Genomic DNA, 25,796 nt, shown 5'->3' with positions numbered 1-25,796 from the left:
CAAACCGATGCAAACTCCGAATACCTACAAGTGCCGAGCATGGGAGACACACGGCGGGTGCTAACGTCCGTCGTGAAAAGGGAAACAACCCAGACCGTCAGCTAAGGTCCCAAAGTTATGGTTAAGTGGGAAACGATGTGGGAAGGCTTAGACAGCTAGGAGGTTGGCTTAGAAGCAGCCACCCTTTAAAGAAAGCGTAATAGCTCACTAGTCGAGTCGGCCTGCGCGGAAGATGTAACGGGGCTCAAACCATACACCGAAGCTACGGGTATCACGTAAGTGATGCGGTAGAGGAGCGTTCTGTAAGCCTGTGAAGGTGAGTTGAGAAGCTTGCTGGAGGTATCAGAAGTGCGAATGCTGACATGAGTAACGACAATGCGAGTGAAAAACTCGCACGCCGAAAGACCAAGGTTTCCTGCGCAACGTTAATCGACGCAGGGTTAGTCGGTCCCTAAGGCGAGGCTGAAAAGCGTAGTCGATGGAAAACAGGTTAATATTCCTGTACTTCTAGTTATTGCGATGGAGGGACGGAGAAGGCTAGGCCAGCTTGGCGTTGGTTGTCCAAGTTTAAGGTGGTAGGCTGAGATCTTAGGTAAATCCGGGATCTTAAGGCCGAGAGCTGATGACGAGTTACCTTTTAGGTGACGAAGTGGTTGATGCCATGCTTCCAAGAAAAGCTTCTAAGCTTCAGATAACTAGGAACCGTACCCCAAACCGACACAGGTGGTTGGGTAGAGAATACCAAGGCGCTTGAGAGAACTCGGGTGAAGGAACTAGGCAAAATGGCACCGTAACTTCGGGAGAAGGTGCGCCGGTGAGGGTGAAGGACTTGCTCCGTAAGCCCATGCCGGTCGAAGATACCAGGCCGCTGCGACTGTTTATTAAAAACACAGCACTCTGCAAACACGAAAGTGGACGTATAGGGTGTGACGCCTGCCCGGTGCCGGAAGGTTAATTGATGGGGTTAGCGCAAGCGAAGCTCTTGATCGAAGCCCCGGTAAACGGCGGCCGTAACTATAACGGTCCTAAGGTAGCGAAATTCCTTGTCGGGTAAGTTCCGACCTGCACGAATGGCGTAACGATGGCGGCGCTGTCTCCACCCGAGACTCAGTGAAATTGAAATCGCTGTGAAGATGCAGTGTATCCGCGGCTAGACGGAAAGACCCCGTGAACCTTTACTATAGCTTTGCACTGGACTTTGAATTTGCTTGTGTAGGATAGGTGGGAGGCTTTGAAGCGTGGACGCCAGTCTGCGTGGAGCCATCCTTGAAATACCACCCTGGCAACTTTGAGGTTCTAACTCAGGTCCGTTATCCGGATCGAGGACAGTGTATGGTGGGTAGTTTGACTGGGGCGGTCTCCTCCTAAAGAGTAACGGAGGAGTACGAAGGTGCGCTCAGACCGGTCGGAAATCGGTCGCAGAGTATAAAGGCAAAAGCGCGCTTGACTGCGAGACAAACACGTCGAGCAGGTACGAAAGTAGGTCTTAGTGATCCGGTGGTTCTGTATGGAAGGGCCATCGCTCAACGGATAAAAGGTACTCCGGGGATAACAGGCTGATACCGCCCAAGAGTTCATATCGACGGCGGTGTTTGGCACCTCGATGTCGGCTCATCACATCCTGGGGCTGAAGCCGGTCCCAAGGGTATGGCTGTTCGCCATTTAAAGTGGTACGCGAGCTGGGTTTAGAACGTCGTGAGACAGTTCGGTCCCTATCTGCCGTGGACGTTTGAGATTTGAGAGGGGCTGCTCCTAGTACGAGAGGACCGGAGTGGACGAACCTCTGGTGTTCCGGTTGTCACGCCAGTGGCATTGCCGGGTAGCTATGTTCGGAAAAGATAACCGCTGAAAGCATCTAAGCGGGAAACTTGCCTCAAGATGAGATCTCACTGGGATCTTGAATCCCCTAAAGGGCCGTCGAAGACTACGACGTTGATAGGTTGGGTGTGTAAGCGCTGTGAGGCGTTGAGCTAACCAATACTAATTGCCCGTGAGGCTTGACCATATAACACCCAAGCAATTTGCTTAAGAAGCGAGTTGCGGTGTGTGAAGACGCACGAACCGAAAGTTTGCAGCACACAAACCTATTACATACCCATTCGCTGGAACGTTGCCCAAACAACGGCTCAGCTACAGAATTTCTTGACGACCATAGAGCATTGGAACCACCTGATCCCATCCCGAACTCAGCAGTGAAACGATGCATCGCCGATGGTAGTGTGGGGTTTCCCCATGTGAGAGTAGGTCATCGTCAAGATTAAATTCCGAAACCCCAATTGCGAAAGCAGTTGGGGTTTTGTCTTTGCGCTGGCGAAAATATTGAGCTTTTTGCTAGGAGCTGCCTTTGTAGTCATACATGCCGGTTTCTATGCAATGACTCTGGGCATGGCTATCATTCCTGCCTCATTGTGAGGCGGAATCAGCATGTCAGCGTTGTTAGAGCTTCTTAAAGATGGACGATTTCACTCGGGGCAAGCCCTCGGGGAGATCCTGGGTATCAGTCGTAGTGCCGTTTGGAAGCAGCTACAGCTTCTTGAAGCTGACCTGGGGCTGGTCATTCACAAGGTTCGGGGGCGTGGATATCAATTGGCTGCCCCTATTGCCTTATTGGATGCTGCAGAGATTGCCCGACAGTCATCTGAGAAGACCTGGCTTATCCAGGTCCACGACTCGATTGATTCGACTAATGCCGAAGCCTTGCGCTCCGTTGAGCGTGGATCCTCTATCCCGCTTCTTGTTTTGGCGGAGCGCCAAACATCAGGGCGTGGTCGGCGAGGTCGCAAGTGGACCAGTCCTTTCGCGGAGAATATCTACTACAGCCTAGTCCTACGCATAGACGGTGGCATGCGCCAGTTGGAGGGGCTTAGTCTGGTGGTAGGTCTGTCCGTTATGCGTGCTCTCAGGGAGAGTGGCGTTCCTGGAGCGGGGCTGAAATGGCCAAATGACGTTCTGGTCGCTCAGAAGAAGATTGCAGGAATCCTGTTGGAGTTGGTGGGTGATCCTGCAGATGTATGTCATGTGGTTCTCGGTATTGGGATCAACGTAAACATGCAAACTTCCGAAGAAGTCGACCAGGCATGGACCTCTGTAAGGCTGGAATCCGGTAAGTCAGTTGATCGCAACCAGTTGATTGCGCGTCTCAATGACTGCCTGGCTTTCTATCTGGAGCGTCATCGCCTGCAAGGATTCTCTGCTATCCAAAAAGAATGGGAGGAGAGTCATCTTTGGCAGGGGTGTGCAGTCTCCTTGATTGCGGGTGCGAGCAATATTGATGGAGTGGTATTGGGCATTGATCATCGAGGGGCATTGCGCCTGAGCGTCGATGGTGAGGAAAAGGTATACAGCGGCGGCGAGCTCAGCCTGAGGTTGCGCAATGATCCTGAGTGAGGGGAGCGGCTGTTGATCTAGGGGGCTGCCCAGGACAGCTGTGGATGCTTTCGTTCAGGTGAGTTGTGGTGCTGTTTAGGTGGTGGCTGAAACTGTGTGGACGGCTTTTGCCCGGTTATTTCTCGATGTCGCGGCTGTGACGGTCAAAGCCCCCCCTGGGGTGGTAACAGTCTAGATAGGAGCTTCAGGCGGCATTACGCGCAGTTGCTTGGCCAGTGAGCTATAGGCTCCCTGCTGAGTAGCCCGCGATCGTTACTGAGGCCGTGGAGTATTGCTTCACGATTCAATTAAGGGTGATGAATATCCATCGGGAGCGGGGCATGCCTTCCCTCATAACCGAAGGGAAGCGCTGGCCTGCCTGCTGGAATGATGTTGCTGCGGATGCGGATTGTTCCTGGCCTGGCCTTCGTTTGGCTATCTCTGGCTTGTCCCTGTGCTGAGGTGAATATGCGCTGGCTGTTTCTTTTGTTGTTGGTTCTCAATGGTTTCTATTATGTCTGGCATCAGCAAGAAGCGCCGCTTCGCGCGAAAGAGGTGATGCCTTTGTCGCTCTATCGTGGTTCCCAGCAGGATATTCGTTTATTGAGCGAGTCCGTTGAGTCCGTGGCAAGGCGTGATATCGCCGCCGTTGGTGAGGAGACTGAGGCTAGTTGTATCTATTTAGGAGGCTTCCTGCGTCGAGAGGTCGCTCAGCAGCTTGAGCAGCGGCTAAAGGGAAGCGGGGTCGAGACGCGGTTGCAATCTTTGGGTGCGGGATCAGCCCCCGGTTTTTGGTTGCGCATATCTCCTGAAAGCAGGCATTTACTGGATGATGTTCAGCTTCAAAACCTTGCTAAGGAATTCAATGAGTTAAAACATAAAATAATGCCCTGTGAGGGGGTTGCAACTGGTGATTAGGTTGCATAGAATGGCGCCCGCTCCGAAGCGAAGACTTCTTGAAGTCAAAGTGAAAGAGCAGCGTCATGCAGCTAACCTCAAGATTTAATTGAGAAAATGCTTGACAGAAGGGTAGCTTAGTATAGAATGCTGCCTCGCTTAGGAGGGGTTCCCGAGCGGCCAAAGGGATCAGACTGTAAATCTGACGTCTACGACTTCGAAGGTTCGAATCCTTCCCCCTCCACCAGATTTAGCGAGAGCTGCAGGCTCCGCGGGTATAGTTTAGTGGTAGAACCTCAGCCTTCCAAGCTGATGATGCGGGTTCGATTCCCGCTACCCGCTCCAAGTTTGCAGGTTTTGCAAAGTGTTACGCTCTTGTAGCTCAGTTGGTAGAGCACACCCTTGGTAAGGGTGAGGTCAGCGGTTCAAATCCGCTCAAGAGCTCCATATAACAAGGCAGATATGAAAATATCTGCCTTTGTTTTAATGGCTTGGGTGACTTGCTTAATTCTTCTCCTAGGGGTGATTTCGATGGCTAAGGAAAAGTTCGAACGTAATAAGCCGCACGTCAACGTTGGTACCATCGGTCACGTTGACCACGGTAAAACCACTCTGACCGCTGCTCTAACTCGCGTTTGCTCCGAAGTTTTCGGTTCGGCTCGTGTTGACTTCGACAAGATCGACAGCGCCCCAGAAGAAAAGGCTCGTGGTATCACCATCAACACTGCACACGTAGAGTACGATTCGAACATTCGTCACTACGCGCACGTTGACTGCCCAGGTCACGCCGACTACGTAAAAAACATGATCACTGGTGCTGCCCAGATGGACGGCGCGATCCTGGTTTGCTCGGCTGCCGATGGTCCGATGCCACAAACTCGTGAGCACATCCTGCTGTCCCGTCAGGTAGGCGTTCCGTACATCGTTGTCTTCCTGAACAAGGCTGACATGGTTGACGACGCTGAGCTGCTGGAACTGGTTGAGATGGAAGTGCGCGACCTGCTGAGCACTTACGACTTCCCAGGTGACGACACTCCGATCATCATCGGTTCGGCTCTGATGGCTCTGAACGGCCAAGACGACAACGAAATGGGTACCACCGCTGTTAAGCGTCTGGTAGAAACTCTGGACACCTACATCCCAGAGCCAGAGCGTGCTATCGACAAGCCGTTCCTGATGCCAATCGAAGACGTGTTCTCGATCTCCGGTCGTGGCACCGTGGTAACTGGCCGTGTTGAGCGTGGTATCGTTCGCATCCAGGAAGAAGTTGAGATCGTTGGTCTGCGCGATACTCAGAAAACTACCTGCACCGGCGTTGAGATGTTCCGTAAGCTGCTGGACGAAGGTCGTGCTGGTGAGAACTGCGGCGTTCTGCTGCGTGGCACCAAGCGTGACGACGTTGAGCGTGGCCAGGTTCTGGTTAAGCCAGGCACCGTTAAGCCGCACACCAAGTTCACCGCTGAAGTTTACGTTCTGAGCAAAGAAGAAGGCGGCCGTCATACTCCGTTCTTCAAAGGCTACCGTCCACAGTTCTACTTCCGTACTACTGACGTGACCGGTAACTGCGAACTGCCAGAAGGCGTTGAAATGGTAATGCCAGGTGACAACATCCAGATGACTGTCACTCTGATCAAAACCATCGCGATGGAAGATGGTCTGCGTTTCGCTATCCGTGAAGGCGGTCGTACCGTCGGCGCTGGCGTCGTAGCCAAAGTCATCGAGTAAGTTCTTGCAATATCTCCATCGGGCCGGCATAATGGTCGGCCTGATTTTGTTTTAGGTCAGTAGCTCAATTGGCAGAGCGACGGTCTCCAAAACCGTAGGTTGGGGGTTCGATTCCCTCCTGACCTGCCAGATTCTCTCAATGTATCTGGCTTTCTTTTCACAGGATCTTCATAGATGACTCCTAAGGCTGAAGCTCAAGGTTCTCGCTTCGATCTGCTGAAGTGGCTCGTTGTGGTCGCGTTGGTGGTTGTTGGTGTTGTTGGTAATCAGTATTACTCTGGTTTGCCGATCCTGTATCGCGTGTTGGCGTTGCTTGTTATTGCTGCTGTTGCTGCCTTTGTTGGCTTGCAGACTGCAAAGGGCAAGTCGTTCTTCGGGCTGGTGAAGGAAGCTCGTACTGAGATTCGTAAAGTCGTATGGCCGACTCGCCAAGAGACCACTCAAACCACGCTGATCGTTGTTGCTGTGGTCCTGGTTATGGCATTGCTGCTGTGGGGGCTAGATTCCCTGCTCGGTTGGCTTGTTTCCTTGATTGTTGGCTAAGGGTGTCCCGTGGCTAAGCGTTGGTACGTTGTGCATGCTTACTCGGGTTACGAGAAGCATGTAATGCGCTCGTTGATCGAGCGTGTGAAGCTGGCAGGCATGGAAGATGGCTTCGGCGAAATTCTGGTCCCCACTGAAGAAGTGGTTGAGATGCGTAACGGCCAGAAGCGCAAGAGTGAGCGTAAATTCTTTCCAGGCTATGTGCTGGTTCAGATGGATATGAATGAGGGTACTTGGCACTTGGTCAAGGATACCCCTCGAGTCATGGGTTTCATTGGTGGTACTGCTGACAAGCCGGCACCTATCACTGATAAGGAGGCAGAAGCGATTCTGCGTCGCGTCGCTGATGGTAGTGACAAGCCCAAGCCTAAGACGCTGTTTGAGCCGGGTGAAGTGGTCCGTGTTACTGACGGTCCATTTGCTGACTTTAACGGTACGGTCGAAGAAGTTAACTACGAAAAGAGCCGGATCCAAGTGGCCGTGCTTATTTTCGGTCGCTCTACGCCTGTAGAGCTAGAGTTCAGTCAGGTCGAGAAGGCATAACTGGACGAAGATCCCAACCCCGCAGCCTTAGGCTGTGGGGTTTTGTCGTCACTGGGATAAACGCGCAAGTAACCGGGGAGCCTTTTTAGGCGTCTGAACCCGTAATTGGAGTGCCTCATGGCTAAGAAAATTACTGCTTACATCAAGCTGCAAGTTAAGGCCGCCCAGGCCAACCCAAGCCCGCCCGTTGGTCCAGCTCTGGGTCAGCACGGTGTGAACATCATGGAATTCTGCAAGGCTTTCAACGCCCGTACCCAGGGGCTTGAACCAGGTCTGCCGACTCCTGTGATCATCACTGTTTACAGCGACCGTAGCTTCACTTTTGAAACCAAGAGCACCCCTGCTTCGGTTCTGCTGAAGAAGGCTGCTGGTTTGACTAGCGGTTCCGCTCGTCCGAACACCGTTAAGGTTGGCACCGTTACCCGTGCTCAGCTGGAAGAGATCGCGAAAACCAAAAACGCGGATCTGACTGCAGCTGATATGGATGCAGCCGTGCGTACTATCGCCGGTTCTGCTCGTAGCATGGGCCTTAACGTGGAGGGTGTGTAATGGCTAAGCTGACCAAGCGCCAAAAGGCTATCGCCGGCAAGATTGAAGCAGGCAAAGCCTACAACTTCGTAGAAGCCGCTGCTCTCCTGACCGAGCTGTCGACCGTTAAGTTCAGCGAGTCCGTAGACGTTGCTGTAAACCTTGGCGTAGACCCACGTAAATCTGACCAGGTCGTTCGTAGCGCTACCGTGCTGCCGCATGGCACTGGCAAGACCGTTCGCGTGGCCGTGTTTACCCAAGGCCCAGCTGCTGAAGCTGCCCTGGCTGCCGGTGCAGACCGCGTAGGCATGGACGATCTGGCTGCCGAAATGAAAGGCGGCGATCTGAACTATGACGTTGTTATTGCTTCTCCGGATGCAATGCGCGTTGTAGGTCAGCTGGGTCAGGTGCTGGGTCCTCGTGGCCTGATGCCTAACCCGAAGGTTGGTACCGTGACTCCAGACGTAGCCTCGGCAGTTAAGAACGCCAAGGCTGGTCAGGTTCGCTATCGTACCGACAAGAACGGCATTATCCACACCTCCGTTGGCAAGGTCGGCTTCGATGCCGTCAAGCTGAAGGAAAACGTTGAAGCCCTGATCGCTGATCTGAAGCGTATCAAGCCTGCTTCTTCGAAAGGTATCTACGTCAAGCGCGTTACCCTGAGCACCACCATGGGCCCAGGTCTGGTTATCGACCAGGGTTCGCTGGACGTATAAGCATGAGCGGGCGCAAGCGATTGCGCCTGTTGAAAAAATTGGGGTCCCTGCCTGGCGGGGGCTATCCAAGACCGTAGGCGACGTAAGTCTTAAACCACAAGCCTACGCAGATGGTGCTCCCGGTTCCTTACCGAATCAGACACCAAAACGACATCCAGCCTAGGTTGGATGAAACGGTAACAAGCAGGAGTTAAACCCGTGGCAATTAAACTCGAAGACAAGAAGGCCATCGTCGCTGAAGTCAACGAGGCTGCCAAAGTTGCCCTGTCCGCTGTTGTGGCTGATGCCCGTGGTGTGACAGTAGGCGCTATGACCGGACTCCGTAAAGAGGCCCGCGAAGCTGGTGTTTATGTACGTGTCGTACGTAACACTCTGCTCAAGCGCGCAGTTGAAGGCACTCAATATGACGTGCTCAACGACGCGTTCGTCGGCCCTACCCTGATTGCATTCTCCAAAGAACATCCGGGCGCTGCTGCTCGTATTTTCAAGGAATTCGCAAAGGGTCAGGACAAGTTCGAGATCAAGGCAGCTGCGTTCGAGGGCAAGTACCTCGCAGCAAACGAGATCGACGTGTTGGCTTCGCTGCCAACTCGCGACGAAGCTATTGCGAAGCTGATGAGCGTGATTCAAGGCGCTACCAGCAAGCTGGCTCGTACTCTGGCGGCTATTCGCGACCAGAAAGAAGCTGCTGCTGCCTAAGGCACCGCAAGCCCTTTCAAAATCATATGTTTAATTTGATGGCTGCGTAAGCTGTCACCCCAATACAGGAATTCATAGTCATGTCTCTGACTAACGAGCAAATCATCGAAGCTATCGGCCAGAAAACCGTTCTGGAAGTTGTTGAGCTGATCAAAGCGATGGAAGAAACCTTCGGCGTTACCGCTGCTGTTGCCGCTGCTGGCCCAGCTGCTGTTGCTGCTGTTGCTGAAGAGCAAACCGAGTTCAACGTTATCCTGGCTGACGCTGGCGATAAGAAAGTGAACGTGATCAAGGCAGTACGTGAACTGACCGGTCTGGGCCTGAAAGAAGCCAAGGCAGTAGTTGACGGCGCTCCTGGCATGGTTCTGGAAGGCGTTGCTAAAGAAGCCGCTGACAAAGCCAAAGCCGCTCTGGAAGAAGCAGGCGCTAAAGTCGAGCTCAAGTAAGCATCGACTTTGTGTCTCCAGCCCAAGCGTTGAGCGAACGGCTGATGGCTGGTGGCTTTTGCCACCGGCCTTTTTCCGTTATTGGCGACCGATCGAGTCGGCGTCTTTAACGTGCTGTAATCCACCCTGAGTGGTGGCGCAAACCAAAGGGTTTGCACGATTTTCTGGCTGCTCCCGTCGGGAGGAGCCGAATAAGCAGGTGACCAAGCTGGGGAACGCTGATGGCTTACTCATACACTGAGAAAAAACGTATCCGCAAGGACTTTAGCAAGTTGCCGGACGTCATGGATGTGCCGTACCTCCTGGCCATCCAGCTGGATTCGTATCGTGAATTCTTGCAAGCGGGAGCGACTAAAGATCAGTTCCGCGACGTGGGCCTGCATGCGGCCTTCAAATCCGTTTTCCCGATCATCAGCTACTCCGGCAATGCTGCGTTGGAGTATGTCGGTTATCGCCTGGGCGAACCGGCGTTTGATGTCAAAGAATGCGTGTTGCGTGGCGTGACTTACGCCGTACCTTTGCGGGTAAAAGTTCGTCTGATCATTTTCGACAAAGAGTCGTCGAATAAAGCGATCAAGGACATCAAAGAGCAAGAAGTCTACATGGGTGAAATTCCCCTGATGACTGAGAACGGTACCTTCGTAATCAATGGTACCGAACGTGTAATCGTTTCCCAGTTGCACCGTTCCCCTGGCGTATTCTTCGACCACGACCGTGGCAAGACGCACAGCTCCGGTAAGCTCCTGTACTCCGCGCGCATCATTCCTTACCGCGGTTCGTGGTTGGACTTCGAGTTCGACCCGAAAGACTGTGTATTCGTCCGTATCGACCGTCGTCGCAAACTTCCAGCGTCGGTTCTGCTGCGCGCCCTGGGTTACACCACCGAGGAAGTACTGGACGCGTTCTATACCACCAACGTATTCCACGTGAAGGGCGAGAGCCTGAGCCTGGAGCTGGTGCCTCAGCGCCTGCGCGGTGAAGTTGCCGTTCTGGATATCCAGGATGACAAGGGCAAGGTTATTGTCGAGCAAGGACGTCGTATTACTGCTCGTCATATCAATCAGCTGGAAAAAGCCGGTATCAAAGAGCTGGATGTGCCTCTGGACTATGTTCTGGGTCGCACTACCGCCAAGGCTATCGTGCATCCAGCGACTGGTGAAATCCTGGCAGAGTGCAACACCGAGTTGAACACCGAGCTGCTGGCAAAAATCGCCAAGGCCCAGGTTGTTCGCATTGAAACTCTGTACACCAACGACATTGACTGTGGTCCATTCGTTTCCGACACGCTGAAGATCGACTCCACTAGCAACCAACTGGAAGCTCTGGTCGAGATCTATCGCATGATGCGTCCTGGCGAGCCGCCAACCAAGGATGCTGCCGAGACCCTGTTCAACAACTTGTTCTTCAGCCCAGAGCGCTATGACTTGTCCGCCGTTGGCCGGATGAAGTTCAACCGTCGTATCGGTCGTACCGAGATCGAAGGTTCGGGCGTGCTGTGCAAAGAAGACATCGTTGCTGTTCTGAAGACCCTGGTCGACATCCGTAACGGTAAGGGCATCGTCGATGACATCGACCACCTGGGTAACCGTCGCGTACGTTGCGTAGGCGAGATGGCCGAGAACCAGTTCCGTGTGGGCCTGGTGCGTGTAGAGCGCGCGGTCAAGGAACGTCTGTCGATGGCTGAAAGCGAAGGCTTGATGCCGCAGGACCTGATCAACGCCAAGCCCGTGGCTGCGGCAGTGAAGGAGTTCTTTGGCTCCAGCCAGCTGTCCCAGTTCATGGACCAGAACAACCCGCTGTCCGAGATTACCCACAAGCGCCGTGTGTCTGCACTGGGCCCAGGTGGTCTGACTCGTGAGCGCGCAGGCTTCGAAGTTCGTGACGTACACCCGACTCACTACGGCCGTGTATGCCCGATTGAAACGCCTGAAGGTCCGAACATTGGTCTGATCAACTCCTTGGCTGCCTACGCTCGCACCAACCAGTACGGTTTCCTGGAGAGCCCGTATCGTGTGGTGAAAGAAGGCCTGGTAACCGATGAGATCGTGTTCCTGTCCGCCATCGAAGAAGCTGACCACGTGATCGCCCAGGCTTCGGCGACCATGAACGACAAGGGTCAGCTGATCGACGAGCTGGTAGCTGTACGTCATCTGAACGAATTCACCGTCAAGGCGCCGGAAGACGTCACCTTGATGGACGTTTCGCCGAAGCAGGTAGTGTCGGTTGCAGCGTCGCTGATTCCGTTCCTCGAGCACGACGACGCCAACCGCGCGTTGATGGGTTCCAACATGCAGCGTCAGGCTGTACCAACTCTGCGTGCCGATAAGCCGCTGGTGGGTACCGGCATGGAGCGCAACGTTGCTCGTGACTCCGGCGTGTGCGTCGTGGCTCGCCGTGGTGGTGTGATCGACTCCGTCGATGCCAGCCGTATCGTTGTTCGGGTTGCTGATGATGAAGTTGAAACCGGCGAAGCTGGTGTCGACATCTACAACCTGACCAAATACACCCGCTCGAACCAGAACACCTGTATCAACCAGCGTCCGCTGGTGAGCAAGGGTGACAAGGTCCAGCGTGGCGACATCATGGCCGACGGCCCGTCCACCGACATGGGTGAACTGGCACTGGGTCAGAACATGCGCATCGCGTTCATGGCGTGGAACGGCTTCAACTTCGAAGACTCCATCTGCCTCTCCGAGCGTGTGGTTCAGGAAGACCGCTTCACCACCATCCACATCCAGGAACTGACCTGTGTGGCGCGTGACACCAAGCTTGGCCCAGAGGAAATCACTGCGGACATCCCGAACGTGGGTGAAGCTGCACTGAACAAGCTGGACGAAGCCGGTATCGTTTACGTAGGTGCTGAAGTTGGTGCTGGCGACATCCTGGTCGGCAAGGTCACGCCAAAAGGCGAAACCCAGCTGACTCCGGAAGAAAAGCTGCTGCGTGCGATCTTCGGTGAGAAGGCCAGCGACGTTAAGGACACCTCCCTGCGCGTGCCAACCGGCACCAAAGGTACTGTCATCGACGTACAGGTATTCACCCGTGACGGCGTGGAGCGTGATTCGCGTGCCCTGTCGATCGAGAAGAGCCAGTTGGACGAGATCCGCAAGGATCTGAACGAAGAGTTCCGTATCGTTGAAGGTGCAACCTTCGAACGTCTGCGTTCCGCTCTGGTCGGTCATAAGGTGGAAGGCGGTGCCGGCCTGAAGAAAGGTCAGGAAATCACCGACGAAGTGCTCGATGGTCTTGAGCATGGGCAGTGGTTCAAGCTGCGCATGGCTGAAGATGCTCTGAACGAGCAGCTCGAGAAGGCCCAGGCCTATATCGTTGATCGCCGTCGCCTGCTGGACGACAAGTTCGAAGACAAGAAGCGCAAGCTGCAGCAGGGCGATGACCTGGCTCCAGGCGTGCTGAAAATCGTCAAGGTCTACCTGGCAATCCGTCGCCGCATCCAGCCGGGCGACAAGATGGCCGGTCGTCACGGTAACAAGGGTGTGGTCTCCGTGATCATGCCGGTTGAAGACATGCCGCACGATGCCAATGGCACCCCGGTCGATGTGGTCCTCAACCCGCTGGGCGTACCTTCGCGTATGAACGTTGGCCAGATTCTCGAAACTCACCTGGGCCTGGCGGCCAAAGGTCTGGGCGAGAAGATCAACCGTATGGTCGAAGAGCAGCGCAAGGTTGCTGAACTGCGTACCTTCCTGGACGAGATCTACAACCAGATCGGCGGTCGTAACGAAGATCTGGACAGCTTCTCCGACCAGGAGATCCTGGACCTGGCGAACAACCTGCGCGGCGGTGTGCCAATGGCCACTCCGGTGTTCGACGGTGCCAAGGAAAGCGAAATCAAGGCCATGCTCAAACTGGCGGACCTGCCAGAAAGCGGCCAGATGCAGCTGACCGACGGTCGTACCGGCAACAAGTTCGAGCGTCCAGTTACCGTTGGCTACATGTACATGCTGAAACTGAACCACTTGGTAGACGACAAGATGCACGCCCGTTCTACCGGTTCGTACAGCCTGGTTACCCAGCAGCCGCTGGGTGGTAAGGCGCAGTTCGGTGGTCAGCGTTTCGGGGAGATGGAGGTCTGGGCACTGGAAGCATACGGTGCTGCATACACTCTGCAAGAAATGCTCACAGTGAAGTCGGACGACGTGAACGGCCGTACCAAGATGTACAAGAACATCGTGGATGGCGATCACCGTATGGAGCCGGGCATGCCCGAGTCCTTCAACGTGTTGATCAAGGAAATTCGTTCCCTCGGCATCGATATCGATCTGGAAACCGAATAACACGTGACGCGAAGGGGAGCGGGGCAGGTATTGCCCGCTTCCTGCTCCGCCAGGAGGAAAGGCCTTGAAAGACCTACTGAATTTGCTGAAAAACCAGGGTCAAGTCGAAGAGTTCGACGCCATCCGTATCGGATTGGCCTCGCCTGAGATGATCCGTTCGTGGTCGTTCGGTGAAGTTAAAAAGCCGGAAACCATCAACTACCGTACGTTCAAGCCTGAGCGTGACGGCCTGTTCTGCGCCAAGATCTTTGGCCCAGTAAAGGATTACGAGTGCCTGTGTGGTAAGTACAAGCGCTTGAAGCATCGCGGCGTGATCTGCGAGAAGTGCGGCGTTGAAGTCGCACTGGCCAAGGTTCGTCGTGAGCGCATGGCGCACATCGAACTGGCTTCGCCGGTTGCCCACATCTGGTTCCTGAAATCGCTGCCGTCCCGCATCGGCCTGCTGATGGACATGACCCTGCGTGATATCGAACGCGTTCTCTACTTCGAGAGCTATGTCGTTATCGATCCAGGCATGACCACCCTGGAAAAGGGCCAGCTGCTGAACGACGAGCAGTACTTCGAAGCGCTGGAAGAGTTCGGTGATGATTTCGACGCCCGTATGGGGGCCGAGGCTGTCCGCGAGCTGCTGCACGCTATCGACCTGGAGCACGAGATTGGCCGTCTGCGTGAAGAGATTCCGCAAACCAACTCGGAAACCAAGATCAAGAAGCTGTCCAAGCGCCTGAAGTTGATGGAAGCCTTCCAGGGTTCCGGCAACTTGCCAGAGTGGATGGTGCTGACCGTTCTGCCGGTTCTGCCGCCAGATCTGCGTCCACTGGTTCCGCTGGATGGCGGTCGTTTCGCGACTTCCGACCTCAACGATCTGTATCGTCGAGTGATCAACCGTAACAACCGTTTGAAGCGCCTGCTGGACCTGTCCGCTCCGGACATCATCGTGCGCAACGAAAAGCGTATGTTGCAGGAAGCTGTCGACGCCTTGCTCGACAACGGCCGTCGTGGCCGTGCTATCACCGGTTCGAACAAGCGTCCTCTGAAATCCCTGGCTGACATGATCAAGGGTAAGCAAGGTCGTTTCCGTCAGAACTTGCTCGGTAAGCGTGTTGACTACTCTGGTCGTTCGGTAATTACCGTAGGCCCGACCCTGCGTCTGCACCAGTGCGGTCTGCCGAAGAAGATGGCTCTCGAGCTGTTCAAGCCGTTCATCTTCGGTAAGTTGGAAATGCGTGGCCTGGCCACCACCATCAAAGCCGCCAAGAAGATGGTCGAGCGCGAGCTGCCGGAAGTTTGGGACGTTCTTGCTGAAGTGATTCGCGAACACCCCGTGCTGCTCAACCGTGCACCGACCCTTCACCGTCTGGGCATCCAGGCGTTTGAACCGGTACTGATCGAAGGTAAGGCTATCCAGCTGCACCCTCTGGTCTGTGCTGCGTACAACGCCGACTTCGACGGCGACCAAATGGCCGTGCACGTACCGCTGACGCTGGAAGCCCAGCTGGAAGCGCGTGCGTTGATGATGTCGACCAACAACATCCTGTCGCCAGCCAACGGTGAGCCAATCATCGTTCCGTCGCAGGACGTTGTACTGGGTCTGTACTACATGACTCGTGAAGCGATCAACGCCAAGGGCGAAGGTCGTGTGTTCGCGGACCTGCAGGAAGTCGACCGCGTATTCCGCGCCGGCGAAGCTGCTCTGCACGCCAAGATCAAGGTTCGTATCAGCGAAACCGTCAACGATCGTGATGGCGGCAGCGTGAGCGCCACCCGTATCGTCGACACCACTGTCGGCCGTGCGCTGCTGTTCCAGGTTGTGCCGAAGGGCCTGTCGTTCGACGTCGTCAACCTGCCGATGAAGAAGAAGGCGATCTCCAAGCTGATCAACCAGTGCTACCGCGTGGTTGGTCTGAAAGAGACCGTTATCTTCGCTGACCAGTTGATGTACACCGGTTTTGCTTATTCGACCATTTCCGGCGTTTCCATCGGTGTTAACGACTTCGTTATCCCGGATGAAAAAGCCCGCATCATCGGTGCTGCCACCGACGAAGTGAAAGAGATCGAGAGCCAGTACGCCTCCGGCCTGGTAACCCAGGGCGAGAAGTACAACAAAGTGATCGACCTTTGGTCGAAGGCCAACGACGAAGTATCCAAGGCGATGATGGCCAACCTCTCGAAAGAGAAGGTCATCGACCGCAATGGCGACGAAGTCGACCAAGAGTCCTTCAACTCGATGTACATGATGGCCGACTCGGGTGCGCGGGGTTCCGCAGCACAGATCCGTCAGCTGGCCGGTATGCGTGGTTTGATGGCCAAGCCAGACGGCTCCATCATCGAAACGCCGATTACTGCGAACTTCCGTGAAGGTTTGAGCGTACTCCAGTACTTCATCTCGACTCACGGTGCTCGTAAAGGTCTGGCGGATACCGCGTTGAAAACTGCGAACTCCGGTTACCTGACTCGTCGTCTGGTAGACGTAGCGCAAGACCTGGTTGTAACCGAGATCGATTGCGGCACCGAACACGGTCTGCTGATGACTCCGCACATTGAAGGCGGTGACGTAGTAGAGCCTCTGGGTGAGCGCGTATTGGGTCGTGTTATCGCCCGTGACGTATTCAAGCCAGGTACCGAGGACGTCATCGTTCCTGCCGGCACCCTGGTAGACGAGAAGTGGGTCGAGTTCATCGAACTCAACAGCATCGACGAAGTGGTTGTACGTTCGCCGATCAGCTGCGAAACCCGTTACGGTATCTGCGCCAAGTGCTACGGTCGCGACCTGGCCCGTGGTCACCTGGTGAACATCGGTGAGGCGGTCGGCGTTATTGCTGCCCAGTCCATCGGTGAGCCGGGTACCCAGCTGACCATGCGTACGTTCCACATCGGTGGTGCGGCAAGCCGGACCTCGGCGGCCGACAGCGTCCAGGTGAAGAACGGCGGTACTGTGCGCCTGCATAACCTGAAGCACGTAGAGCGTGTCGACGGTCACCTGGTTGCGGTATCCCGTTCCGGTGAACTGGCGATCGCCGACGACTTCGGTCGCGAGCGTGAGCGCTACAAGCTGCCTTACGGCGCCGTGATTTCGGTGAAGGAAGGTGACAAGGTCGACGCTGGTGCCATCGTGGCCAAGTGGGACCCGCACACCCACCCAATCGTTACCGAAATGAAAGGTACCGTGACCTACGTGGGCATGGAAGAAGGCATCACGATCAAGCGTCAGACCGACGAATTGACCGGTATGACCAACATCGAAGTGCTCGATGTCAAAGACCGCCCAGCTGCCGGTAAGGACATTCGTCCTGCTGTGAAGATGGTTGGCATGGATGGCAAGGATCTGCTGCTGCCAGGTACCGACGTACCGGCCCAGTACTTCCTGCCGGCCAACGCCCTGGTTGGTGTTGCCGACGGTGCGCAGATTGCGATCGGTGATGTTATCGCTCGTATCCCGCAAGAAACCTCGAAGACCCGTGACATCACCGGTGGTCTGCCGCGTGTTGCCGACTTGTTCGAGGCTCGTCGTCCGAAAGAGGCGTCGATCCTGGCAGAAGTCAGCGGTACCATCGCGTTCGGTAAAGAAACCAAGGGCAAGCGCCGCTTGGTCATTACCCCGAACGACGGTAGCGATCCGTATGAAGAGCTGATTCCAAAGTGGCGCCACCTGAACGTCTTCGAAGGCGAACAAGTGAACCGCGGCGAAGTTATCTCCGACGGTCCAAGCGATCCGCACGATATCCTGCGTCTGTTGGGTGTCAGTGCGCTGGCCAAGTACATCGTTAACGAGATCCAGGACGTTTACCGTCTGCAAGGCGTGAAGATCAACGATAAGCACATCGAGACGATTCTGCGTCAGATGTTGCGTAAAGTTGAGATCGCTGAATCTGGCGATTCCAGCTTCATCAAGGGCGACCAGATGGAGCTGACTCAGGTACTGGTAGAAAACGAGCGCCTGAGCACCGAAGACAAGTTCATCGCCAAGTTCACCCGCGTGTTGCTGGGTATTACCAAGGCGTCCTTGTCTACCGAGTCGTTCATCTCGGCGGCCTCTTTCCAAGAGACCACGCGTGTACTGACTGAAGCAGCGGTAACTGGCAAGCGTGACTATCTGCGCGGCTTGAAAGAAAACGTGGTCGTGGGTCGCTTGATTCCGGCCGGTACTGGTTTGGCTTACCACAGCGAGCGTAAGCGTCGTCGTGATGCCGACAAACCTCTGCGCGTAAGTGCAAGTGAAGTCGAAGCAGCACTGACAGAAGCGCTGAACTCCAGCGGTAGCTGATGCCAGTAATAGATTGAGACTAGGCCCCGATTTCTCCGACTGAGAACCTCGACATTCTTGTTGAGGTTCACTGATCGGGGAGTTCGGGGCCTTGTCTTGACTGGGGGTAAGATCCTCTTTAGACTCTTGTACCCCTAAAATTGGTGGAGTGTATGCTTCGCCATTTTGTTTATGTCGAAAGACAACAGTGGAGCTAGTAGATGGCAACTATCAACCAGCTGGTACGTCAGCCGCGTAAGCGTATCGTCGAGAAATCCGACGTGCCTGCGCTGCAGAACTGCCCGCAGCGTCGTGGCGTGTGCACTCGCGTGTACACCACTACGCCGAAAAAACCTAACTCGGCACTGCGTAAAGTATGCCGTGTGCGTCTGACCAACGGTTTCGAGGTTTCCTCGTACATCGGTGGTGAAGGCCACAACCTGCAAGAGCACAGCGTCGTACTGATTCGCGGCGGCCGTGTAAAAGACTTGCCAGGTGTTCGTTACCACACCGTTCGCGGCTCTCTGGATACCTCCGGCGTTAAAGGTCGTAACCAGGGTCGTTCGAAGTACGGTACCAAACGTCCGAAGTAATCGGTCGTTTTGCAGATTTTATTTATATTGAGTCGATAAGAGTAAGGTCGGGCACGTCTCCTTTGTTGGTAGCTGTCCCGAGCTAACCTGAAGACCGTTTGAGGGCTTATCAATGCCAAGACGTCGCGTAGCAGCCAAGCGTGAGATTCTGGACGATCCGAAATACGGAAGCCAGATCCTCGCCAAGTTCATGAACCACGTAATGGAAAGCGGCAAGAAAGCCGTTGCCGAGCGTATCGTTTATGGCGCGCTGGAAAAAGTTAAAGAACGCAAGAACAGCGATCCCCTGGAAATCTTCGAGAAAGCTCTCGACGCCATCGCTCCGCTGGTCGAAGTGAAGTCGCGCCGTGTAGGCGGTGCTACTTACCAGGTTCCGGTCGAAGTTCGTCCGTCCCGTCGTAACGCTCTGGCAATGCGCTGGTTGGTAGACTTCGCGCGCAAGCGCGGCGAGAAGTCTATGGCTCTGCGTTTGGCTGGCGAACTGCTGGACGCTGCCGAAGGCAAAGGTGCTGCAGTTAAGAAGCGTGAAGACGTTCACCGTATGGCTGAAGCCAACAAGGCTTTCTCGCACTACCGCTTCTAATATCGGCATCATTCAATTTGCGAGGGCTTTATGGCTCGTACTACAGCAATCAACCGCTACCGTAACATCGGTATCTGTGCCCACGTTGACGCGGGCAAGACTACCACTACCGAGCGGATCCTGTTTTACACAGGTCTCAGCCACAAGATGGGTGAGGTGCATGACGGCGCGGCTACTACAGACTGGATGGTGCAGGAGCAGGAGCGTGGTATTACCATTACCTCCGCTGCTGTTACTACCTTCTGGAAAGGGTCGCGCGGCCAATACGATAACTATCGTGTAAACGTTATCGATACCCCTGGTCACGTAGACTTCACCATTGAAGTAGAGCGCTCTCTGCGCGTACTCGACGGCGCGGTCGTTGTGTTCTGTGGTACTTCCGGTGTTGAGCCTCAGTCTGAAACCGTATGGCGTCAAGCCAACAAGTACGGTGTTCCACGTGTTGTTTACGTGAACAAGATGGACCGCGCCGGTGCCAACTTCCTGCGTGTAGTTGGCCAGATCAAGAACCGCCTGGGTCACACCCCGGTTCCGGTTCAGTTGGCTATTGGCTCGGAAGATAACTTCCAGGGTCAGGTCGACCTGATCAAGATGAAGGCGATCTACTGGAACGACGACGACAAGGGTACTACCTATCGCGAGGAAGAAATTCCTGCCGATATGCTGGACCTGGCCAACGAGTGGCGCTCCAACATGGTTGAAGCTGCTGCCGAAGCCAACGAAGAGCTGATGAACAAGTACCTTGAAGAAGGTGACCTGACCGCCGAAGAAATCAAGGCCGGTCTGCGTGCTCGTACCCTGGCCAGCGAGATCGTTCCTGCTGTCTGCGGTTCTTCGTTCAAGAACAAGGGTGTTCCCCTGGTTCTCGACGCTGTCATCGACTTCCTGCCTGCTCCTACCGAGATCCCTGCGATCAAAGGTATCCATCCGGACCTCATTGAGAAGCCGAAGGACGAGCTGGTTGACGCGGATTACGACGAGCGTCACGCAGACGATGCTGAACCGTTCTCTGCTCTGGCGTTCAAGATTGCCACTGACCCGTTCGTTGGTACTCTGACTTTCGTGCGCGTTTACTCGGGCTTCCTGAGCTCGGGCGACTCCGTGATCAACTCGGTCAAGGGCAAGAAAGAGCGCGTTGGTCGTATGGTGCAGATGCACGCCAACCAGCGCGAAGAGATCAAGGAAGTACGTGCAGGCGATATCGCTGCTCTGATCGGCATGAAGGACGTCACCACCGGTGACACTCTGTGCGATCTCGATAAGCAGATCATCCTTGAGCGTATGGACTTCCCTGAGCCTGTGATTTCGGTAGCCGTAGAGCCGAAAACCAAGCAGGACCAGGAGAAGATGGGTATTGCACTGGGCAAGCTGGCTCAGGAAGACCCGTCGTTCCGCGTCAAGACTGACGAAGAGACTGGTCAAACCATCATCTCGGGTATGGGTGAGCTGCACCTGGACATCCTCGTTGACCGCATGAAGCGCGAGTTCAACGTCGAGGCCAACATCGGCAAGCCGCAGGTTTCGTACCGCGAGAAGATCAGCAAGAGCAACGTTGAGATCGAAGGCAAGTTCGTTCGTCAGTCCGGCGGTCGCGGCCAGTTCGGTCACTGCTGGATCCGTTTCTCGGAGCCAGACGTCGATGCGAACGGCAACATTACCGAAGGTCTGGTCTTCACCAACGAAGTTGTTGGTGGTGTGGTTCCTAAGGAATACATCCCGGCTATCCAGAAGGGTATCGAAGAGCAGATGAAGAACGGCGTCGTTGCCGGTTATCCGCTGATCGGCCTGAAGGCTACCGTGTTTGATGGTTCCTACCACGACGTCGACTCCAACGAGATGGCGTTCAAGGTAGCGGCCTCCATGGCGACCAAGCAGCTGGCCCAGAAGGGTGGCGGTGTTGTGCTTGAGCCGATCATGAAGGTTGAAGTAGTAACCCCAGAGGACTACATGGGTGACGTGATGGGTGACCTGAACCGTCGTCGTGGTCTGATCCAGGGTATGGATGACTCGGTGTCCGGCAAGGTGATTCGTGCCGAAGTGCCACTGGGTGAGATGTTCGGTTATGCAACCGACGTTCGTTCCATGTCTCAGGGTCGCGCGAGCTACTCCATGGAATTCTCCAAATACGCCGAAGCTCCGTCGAACATCGTCGAAGCTCTCGTTAAAAAACAAGGCTGATTCAGCCTCCCCTTTAGGCTAGGAGTTAATTGTCGTGGCTAAAGAAAAATTTGAACGTAACAAACCGCACGTCAACGTTGGCACCATCGGTCACGTTGACCACGGTAAAACCACTCTGACCGCTGCTCTGACTCGCGTTTGCTCCGAAGTTTTCGGTTCGGCTCGTGTTGACTTCGACAAGATCGACAGCGCCCCAGAAGAAAAGGCTCGTGGTATCACCATCAACACTGCACACGTAGAGTACGATTCGAACATTCGTCACTACGCGCACGTTGACTGCCCAGGTCACGCCGACTACGTAAAAAACATGATCACTGGTGCTGCCCAGATGGACGGCGCGATCCTGGTTTGCTCGGCTGCCGATGGTCCGATGCCACAAACTCGTGAGCACATCCTGCTGTCCCGTCAGGTAGGCGTTCCGTACATCGTTGTCTTCCTGAACAAGGCTGACATGGTTGACGACGCTGAGCTGCTGGAACTGGTTGAGATGGAAGTGCGCGACCTGCTGAGCACTTACGACTTCCCAGGTGACGACACTCCGATCATCATCGGTTCGGCTCTGATGGCTCTGAACGGCCAAGACGACAACGAAATGGGTACCACCGCTGTTAAGCGTCTGGTAGAAACTCTGGACACCTACATCCCAGAGCCAGAGCGTGCTATCGACAAGCCGTTCCTGATGCCAATCGAAGACGTGTTCTCGATCTCCGGTCGTGGCACCGTGGTAACTGGCCGTGTTGAGCGTGGTATCGTTCGCATCCAGGAAGAAGTTGAGATCGTTGGTCTGCGCGATACTCAGAAAACTACCTGCACCGGCGTTGAGATGTTCCGTAAGCTGCTGGACGAAGGTCGTGCTGGTGAGAACTGCGGCGTTCTGCTGCGTGGCACCAAGCGTGACGACGTTGAGCGTGGCCAGGTTCTGGTTAAGCCAGGCACCGTTAAGCCGCACACCAAGTTCACCGCTGAAGTTTACGTTCTGAGCAAAGAAGAAGGCGGCCGTCATACTCCGTTCTTCAAAGGCTACCGTCCACAGTTCTACTTCCGTACTACTGACGTGACCGGTAACTGCGAACTGCCAGAAGGCGTTGAAATGGTAATGCCAGGTGACAACATCCAGATGACTGTCACTCTGATCAAAACCATCGCGATGGAAGATGGTCTGCGTTTCGCTATCCGTGAAGGCGGTCGTACCGTCGGCGCTGGCGTCGTAGCCAAAGTCATCGAGTAATCGACGACTCATAAAGAAGCCCCCGCTTGCGGGGGCTTTTTTATTGGGTTGACACTCTGTGGGGCCGTCTATAGAATTGCGCCTCCTTTTAACGGGCGTATTGCGCCCGGTGGGAATAGCAGCCTGGAGTCTGAAATCCAATGCAAAATCAGCAAATCCGTATCAGGTTGAAGGCTTTTGACCATCGCCTGATCGACCAATCCACCCAGGAAATCGTGGAAACCGCGAAACGTACTGGTGCTCAAGTGCGTGGTCCAATTCCACTGCCTACTCGTAAAGAGCGGTTCACCGTTCTGGTTTCTCCGCACGTCAACAAAGACGCGCGCGACCAGTACGAGATCCGTACTCATAAGCGTGTACTGGACATCGTCCAGCCAACGGATAAAACCGTTGATGCTCTTATGAAGCTTGATCTTGCGGCAGGTGTGGAAGTGCAGATCAGCCTCGGCTAAGACTCGGTCTTAGTCGTGTAACGCTCTGAAATGGGCGGCCATAGCGGGTGAAAGCCCCGTACACTCATGAGGTTTACAACATGACTATTGGTGTAGTCGGTCGTAAATGCGGTATGACCCGTATTTTCACCGAAGAAGGTGTCTCCATTCCGGTCACGGTCATTGAGATCGAGCCGAATCGCGTCACCCAGTTCAAAACTGAAGAAACCGATGGCTATCGTGCAGTGCAAGTCACTGTAGGTGAGCGTCGTGCTTCGCGCGTGACTGCTGCTCAAGCAGGTCACTTCGCTAAAGCGAACGTTGCTGCCGGTCGTGGCGTTTGGGAATTCCGTCTTGAAGAAGGCGAGTACCAAGCTGGCGATCTGATCAATGCAGAAATCTTCGCTGCTGGCCAACTGGTAGATGTTACCGGTCAGTCGAAAGGTAAAGGCTTCGCCGGTACCATCAAGCGTTGGAATTTCCGCGGTCAAGATAACACCCACGGTAACTCCGTTTCCCACCGCGTCCCGGGTTCTATTGGCCAGTGCCAGACTCCTGGTCGTGTATTCAAGGGCAAGAAAATGTCCGGTCATATGGGCGCTGAGCGCGTGACCGTACAGTCCCTGGAAGTAGTGCGCGTCGACGCTGAACGCAATCTGTTGTTGGTCAAGGGTGCCGTTCCTGGCGCTACTGGCGGCAATCTGGTTGTGCGTCCGGCTGCCAAGGCTCGCGGTTAAGGGGAAGCTGACATGCAATTAAATGTAAATGACGCTCAAGCGATCGAAGTTTCCGAACTGACATTTGGCGGCGAATTCAACGAGACGCTGGTTCACCAAGCAGTCGTGGCCTACATGGCCGGCGGCCGTCAGGGTAGCAAGCAGCAAAAGACCCGTTCCGACGTTTCCGGTGGCGGCAAGCGCCCATGGCGTCAGAAAGGTACTGGCCGTGCTCGTGCCGGTACTATCCGTAGCCCAATCTGGCGTGGCGGCGGTACCACTTTCGCAGCTCGTCCACAGGATCACTCCCAGAAGCTGAACAAGAAGATGTATCGCGCAGCAATGCGTTCCATCCTTGCTGAGCTGGTGCGTACTGATCGTCTGGTCGTGGTTCAGGATTTCGCTGTTGAAACTCCAAAAACCAAAGATCTGCTGGGCAAACTGAACGGCATGAGTCTGACCGACGTTCTGATCGTGTCTGACGCTGTTGATCAGAACCTGTACCTGGCTGCTCGCAACCTGCCGCACGTTGATGTTCGTGATGTGCAAGGTTCCGATCCAGTTAGTCTGATCGCATACGACAAAGTGTTGATCACTGTGTCGGCCGTGAAGAAATTCGAGGAGCTGCTGGGATGAACCAGGAACGCGTATTTAAAGTTCTGCTTGGCCCGCACGTTTCCGAGAAGGCTACGGTTCTGGCAGACAAGAAAGGCCAGTTCGTTTTCAAGGTTGCTACCGATGCAACCAAGCTGGAAATCAAGAAGGCCGTCGAAAGCCTGTTCAGCGTGAAAGTGGAACGCGTTACTACCCTGAATGTTCTGGGTAAGAGCAAGCGTACCGCTCGCGGTCTGGGCAAGCGTAATGACTGGAAGAAGGCAGTTATCTCCCTTCAGCCAGGCCAAGATCTCGATTTCAGCAGCAGTGCTGAGTAAGGAAGGGGCGCATCATGGCAATCGTTAAATGCAAACCGACTTCCCCTGGCCGCCGTTTTGTGGTCAAGGTGGTCAACCAGGAGCTGCATAAAGGCGCTCCTCACGCACCGCTGATCGAGAAAAAATCGAAGTCTGGTGGTCGTAACAACAATGGCCGTATCACTACTCGTCACGTTGGTGGTGGTCATAAGCAGCATTACCGTCTGGTCGACTTCCGTCGCAACGATAAGGATGGCATCGCTGCCACCGTCGAGCGTATCGAATACGATCCAAACCGTACTGCTCACATCGCCCTGCTGTGCTATGCAGATGGCGAGCGTCGCTACATCATCGCCCCTAAAGGCGTGAGCGCTGGCGACCAGCTGATCGCAGGTGCTCTGGCACCGATCAAGCCGGGCAACGCTCTGCAGCTGCGTAACATTCCAGTTGGTAGCACCGTACACGGCATCGAGCTGAAGCCGGGTAAAGGCGCGCAAATCGCTCGTTCCGCTGGTGCTTCGGCTCAGCTGGTCGCTCGCGAGGGTGTCTATGTGACCCTGCGTCTGCGCTCTGGTGAAATGCGTAAAGTGCTGGCTGAGTGCCGCGCGACCCTGGGCGAAGTCTCGAACTCCGAGCACAGCCTGCGTTCGCTGGGTAAAGCTGGTGCCAAACGCTGGCGTGGCGTTCGCCCAACCGTTCGTGGTGTTGCCATGAACCCGGTTGACCACCCACATGGTGGTGGTGAAGGTCGTACCTCCGGTGGTCGTCATCCGGTATCGCCATGGGGCTTCCCGACTAAGGGCGCGAAGACTCGTGGTAATAAGCGTACCGACAAAATGATCGTCCGTCGTCGCAAGTAAATAGAGGGATACGACAGTGCCACGTTCTCTGAAAAAAGGTCCTTTTATTGATCTTCACCTACTGAAGAAGATCGAAGTGGCGGCGGAAAAGAACGATCGCAAACCAGTTAAGACCTGGTCGCGCCGTTCCATGATCCTGCCACAAATGGTCGGTCTGACCATTGCTGTGCATAACGGTCGTCAGCATGTTCCAGTTCTCGTGAACGAAGACATGGTCGGCCACAAACTGGGCGAGTTCGCCGGTACCCGTACATATCGCGGGCACGTGGCTGACAAGAAAGCCAAGCGTTAAGGG

General features: G+C 54.9%; 21 protein-coding genes, 4 tRNA genes and 2 rRNA genes (1 of these 27 running past the window's edge). All 27 read left to right on the top strand.

Going from position 1 to position 25,796, the window contains the following annotated elements; genetic code table 11:
• Positions 1-2,005: ribosomal RNA gene (locus tag ATY02_RS33350) — 23S ribosomal RNA — on the top strand; it begins 887 nt to the left of the window's first position.
• 136 nt (positions 2,006-2,141) lie between these two features.
• A 5S ribosomal RNA gene (gene rrf, locus ATY02_RS33345) occupies positions 2,142-2,257 on the top strand.
• 167 nt (positions 2,258-2,424) lie between these two features.
• Entirely contained in the window at positions 2,425-3,387 is a 963-nt protein-coding gene (birA, locus tag ATY02_RS33340; protein WP_068577562.1) for a bifunctional biotin--[acetyl-CoA-carboxylase] ligase/biotin operon repressor BirA, read from the top strand.
• Between the two features lie 447 nt (positions 3,388-3,834).
• The gene (locus ATY02_RS33335; protein ID WP_068577565.1) at positions 3,835-4,284 is read left to right on the top strand and encodes a hypothetical protein; all 450 of its coding nucleotides are present in this window, start codon (positions 3,835-3,837) and stop codon (positions 4,282-4,284) included.
• A gap of 141 nt (positions 4,285-4,425) precedes the next feature.
• Positions 4,426-4,510, top strand: a tRNA-Tyr gene (locus tag ATY02_RS33330).
• Between the two features lie 24 nt (positions 4,511-4,534).
• A tRNA-Gly gene (locus tag ATY02_RS33325) sits at positions 4,535-4,608 on the top strand.
• Between the two features lie 26 nt (positions 4,609-4,634).
• Positions 4,635-4,710: transfer RNA gene (locus tag ATY02_RS33320), tRNA-Thr, on the top strand.
• An 84-nt stretch (positions 4,711-4,794) separates the two neighbouring features.
• Positions 4,795-5,988 (top strand): elongation factor Tu, encoded by a 1,194-nt coding sequence (gene tuf / locus ATY02_RS33315; protein ID WP_011063776.1) that lies wholly within the window; start codon positions 4,795-4,797, stop codon positions 5,986-5,988.
• Between the two features lie 53 nt (positions 5,989-6,041).
• Positions 6,042-6,117 (top strand) — tRNA-Trp (locus ATY02_RS33310).
• A gap of 45 nt (positions 6,118-6,162) precedes the next feature.
• Entirely contained in the window at positions 6,163-6,531 is a 369-nt protein-coding gene (gene secE, locus ATY02_RS33305) for a preprotein translocase subunit SecE (RefSeq protein WP_068577560.1), read from the top strand.
• Between the two features lie 9 nt (positions 6,532-6,540).
• A complete protein-coding gene (nusG, locus tag ATY02_RS33300; RefSeq protein ID WP_002555501.1) occupies positions 6,541-7,074 on the top strand; it encodes a transcription termination/antitermination protein NusG in 534 nt (177 codons plus the stop codon).
• 117 nt (positions 7,075-7,191) lie between these two features.
• Entirely contained in the window at positions 7,192-7,623 is a 432-nt protein-coding gene (rplK, locus tag ATY02_RS33295) for a 50S ribosomal protein L11 (RefSeq protein ID WP_003176435.1), read from the top strand.
• The gene (gene rplA, locus ATY02_RS33290) at positions 7,623-8,318 is read left to right on the top strand and encodes a 50S ribosomal protein L1 (RefSeq protein ID WP_011063782.1); all 696 of its coding nucleotides are present in this window, start codon (positions 7,623-7,625) and stop codon (positions 8,316-8,318) included. Before rplK ends, rplA begins: the two co-directional genes overlap by 1 nt.
• A gap of 198 nt (positions 8,319-8,516) precedes the next feature.
• A complete protein-coding gene (rplJ, locus tag ATY02_RS33285; protein WP_016968679.1) occupies positions 8,517-9,017 on the top strand; it encodes a 50S ribosomal protein L10 in 501 nt (166 codons plus the stop codon).
• An 80-nt stretch (positions 9,018-9,097) separates the two neighbouring features.
• Positions 9,098-9,463, top strand: coding sequence for a 50S ribosomal protein L7/L12 (gene rplL / locus ATY02_RS33280; RefSeq protein WP_068577557.1), 366 nt, complete (start codon positions 9,098-9,100; stop codon positions 9,461-9,463).
• 221 nt (positions 9,464-9,684) lie between these two features.
• The gene (rpoB, locus tag ATY02_RS33275) at positions 9,685-13,758 is read left to right on the top strand and encodes a DNA-directed RNA polymerase subunit beta (RefSeq protein ID WP_068577555.1); all 4,074 of its coding nucleotides are present in this window, start codon (positions 9,685-9,687) and stop codon (positions 13,756-13,758) included.
• A 64-nt stretch (positions 13,759-13,822) separates the two neighbouring features.
• Complete coding sequence (gene rpoC, locus ATY02_RS33270; protein WP_068577553.1) at positions 13,823-18,022, top strand: DNA-directed RNA polymerase subunit beta'; 4,200 nt, start codon at positions 13,823-13,825, stop codon at positions 18,020-18,022.
• A gap of 200 nt (positions 18,023-18,222) precedes the next feature.
• A complete protein-coding gene (rpsL, locus tag ATY02_RS33265) occupies positions 18,223-18,594 on the top strand; it encodes a 30S ribosomal protein S12 (protein WP_003186084.1) in 372 nt (123 codons plus the stop codon).
• A gap of 112 nt (positions 18,595-18,706) precedes the next feature.
• Entirely contained in the window at positions 18,707-19,177 is a 471-nt protein-coding gene (gene rpsG / locus ATY02_RS33260; protein WP_007925959.1) for a 30S ribosomal protein S7, read from the top strand.
• 30 nt (positions 19,178-19,207) lie between these two features.
• Entirely contained in the window at positions 19,208-21,355 is a 2,148-nt protein-coding gene (fusA, locus tag ATY02_RS33255) for an elongation factor G (RefSeq protein ID WP_068577551.1), read from the top strand.
• A gap of 34 nt (positions 21,356-21,389) precedes the next feature.
• Positions 21,390-22,583, top strand: coding sequence for an elongation factor Tu (gene tuf, locus ATY02_RS33250; RefSeq protein WP_011063776.1), 1,194 nt, complete (start codon positions 21,390-21,392; stop codon positions 22,581-22,583).
• Positions 22,584-22,723: 140 nt separating this feature from the next.
• On the top strand, positions 22,724-23,035 hold the full coding sequence (gene rpsJ / locus ATY02_RS33245) for a 30S ribosomal protein S10 (RefSeq protein WP_003186070.1): 312 nt from the start codon (positions 22,724-22,726) through the stop codon (positions 23,033-23,035).
• Between the two features lie 80 nt (positions 23,036-23,115).
• Entirely contained in the window at positions 23,116-23,751 is a 636-nt protein-coding gene (gene rplC, locus ATY02_RS33240; protein WP_007924205.1) for a 50S ribosomal protein L3, read from the top strand.
• Positions 23,752-23,763: 12 nt separating this feature from the next.
• Positions 23,764-24,366: a 50S ribosomal protein L4 gene (rplD, locus tag ATY02_RS33235; protein WP_068577550.1), complete on the top strand. Its 603-nt coding sequence runs from the start codon at positions 23,764-23,766 to the stop codon at positions 24,364-24,366.
• Positions 24,363-24,662 (top strand): 50S ribosomal protein L23, encoded by a 300-nt coding sequence (rplW, locus tag ATY02_RS33230; protein WP_002555488.1) that lies wholly within the window; start codon positions 24,363-24,365, stop codon positions 24,660-24,662. Before rplD ends, rplW begins: the two co-directional genes overlap by 4 nt.
• A gap of 14 nt (positions 24,663-24,676) precedes the next feature.
• On the top strand, positions 24,677-25,501 hold the full coding sequence (rplB, locus tag ATY02_RS33225; protein ID WP_058436290.1) for a 50S ribosomal protein L2: 825 nt from the start codon (positions 24,677-24,679) through the stop codon (positions 25,499-25,501).
• Between the two features lie 16 nt (positions 25,502-25,517).
• On the top strand, positions 25,518-25,793 hold the full coding sequence (rpsS, locus tag ATY02_RS33220; RefSeq protein ID WP_002555486.1) for a 30S ribosomal protein S19: 276 nt from the start codon (positions 25,518-25,520) through the stop codon (positions 25,791-25,793).
• The last annotated feature ends 3 nt before the right edge of the window (positions 25,794-25,796 follow it).

It is taken from the genome of Pseudomonas sp. BIOMIG1BAC (genome assembly GCF_001705995.2).
GTDB lineage: Bacteria > Pseudomonadota > Gammaproteobacteria > Pseudomonadales > Pseudomonadaceae > Aquipseudomonas > Aquipseudomonas sessilinigenes.
The sequence above is the reverse complement of the archived record's forward strand: the minus strand, read 5'-3'. Positions and strand labels throughout refer to the sequence as shown.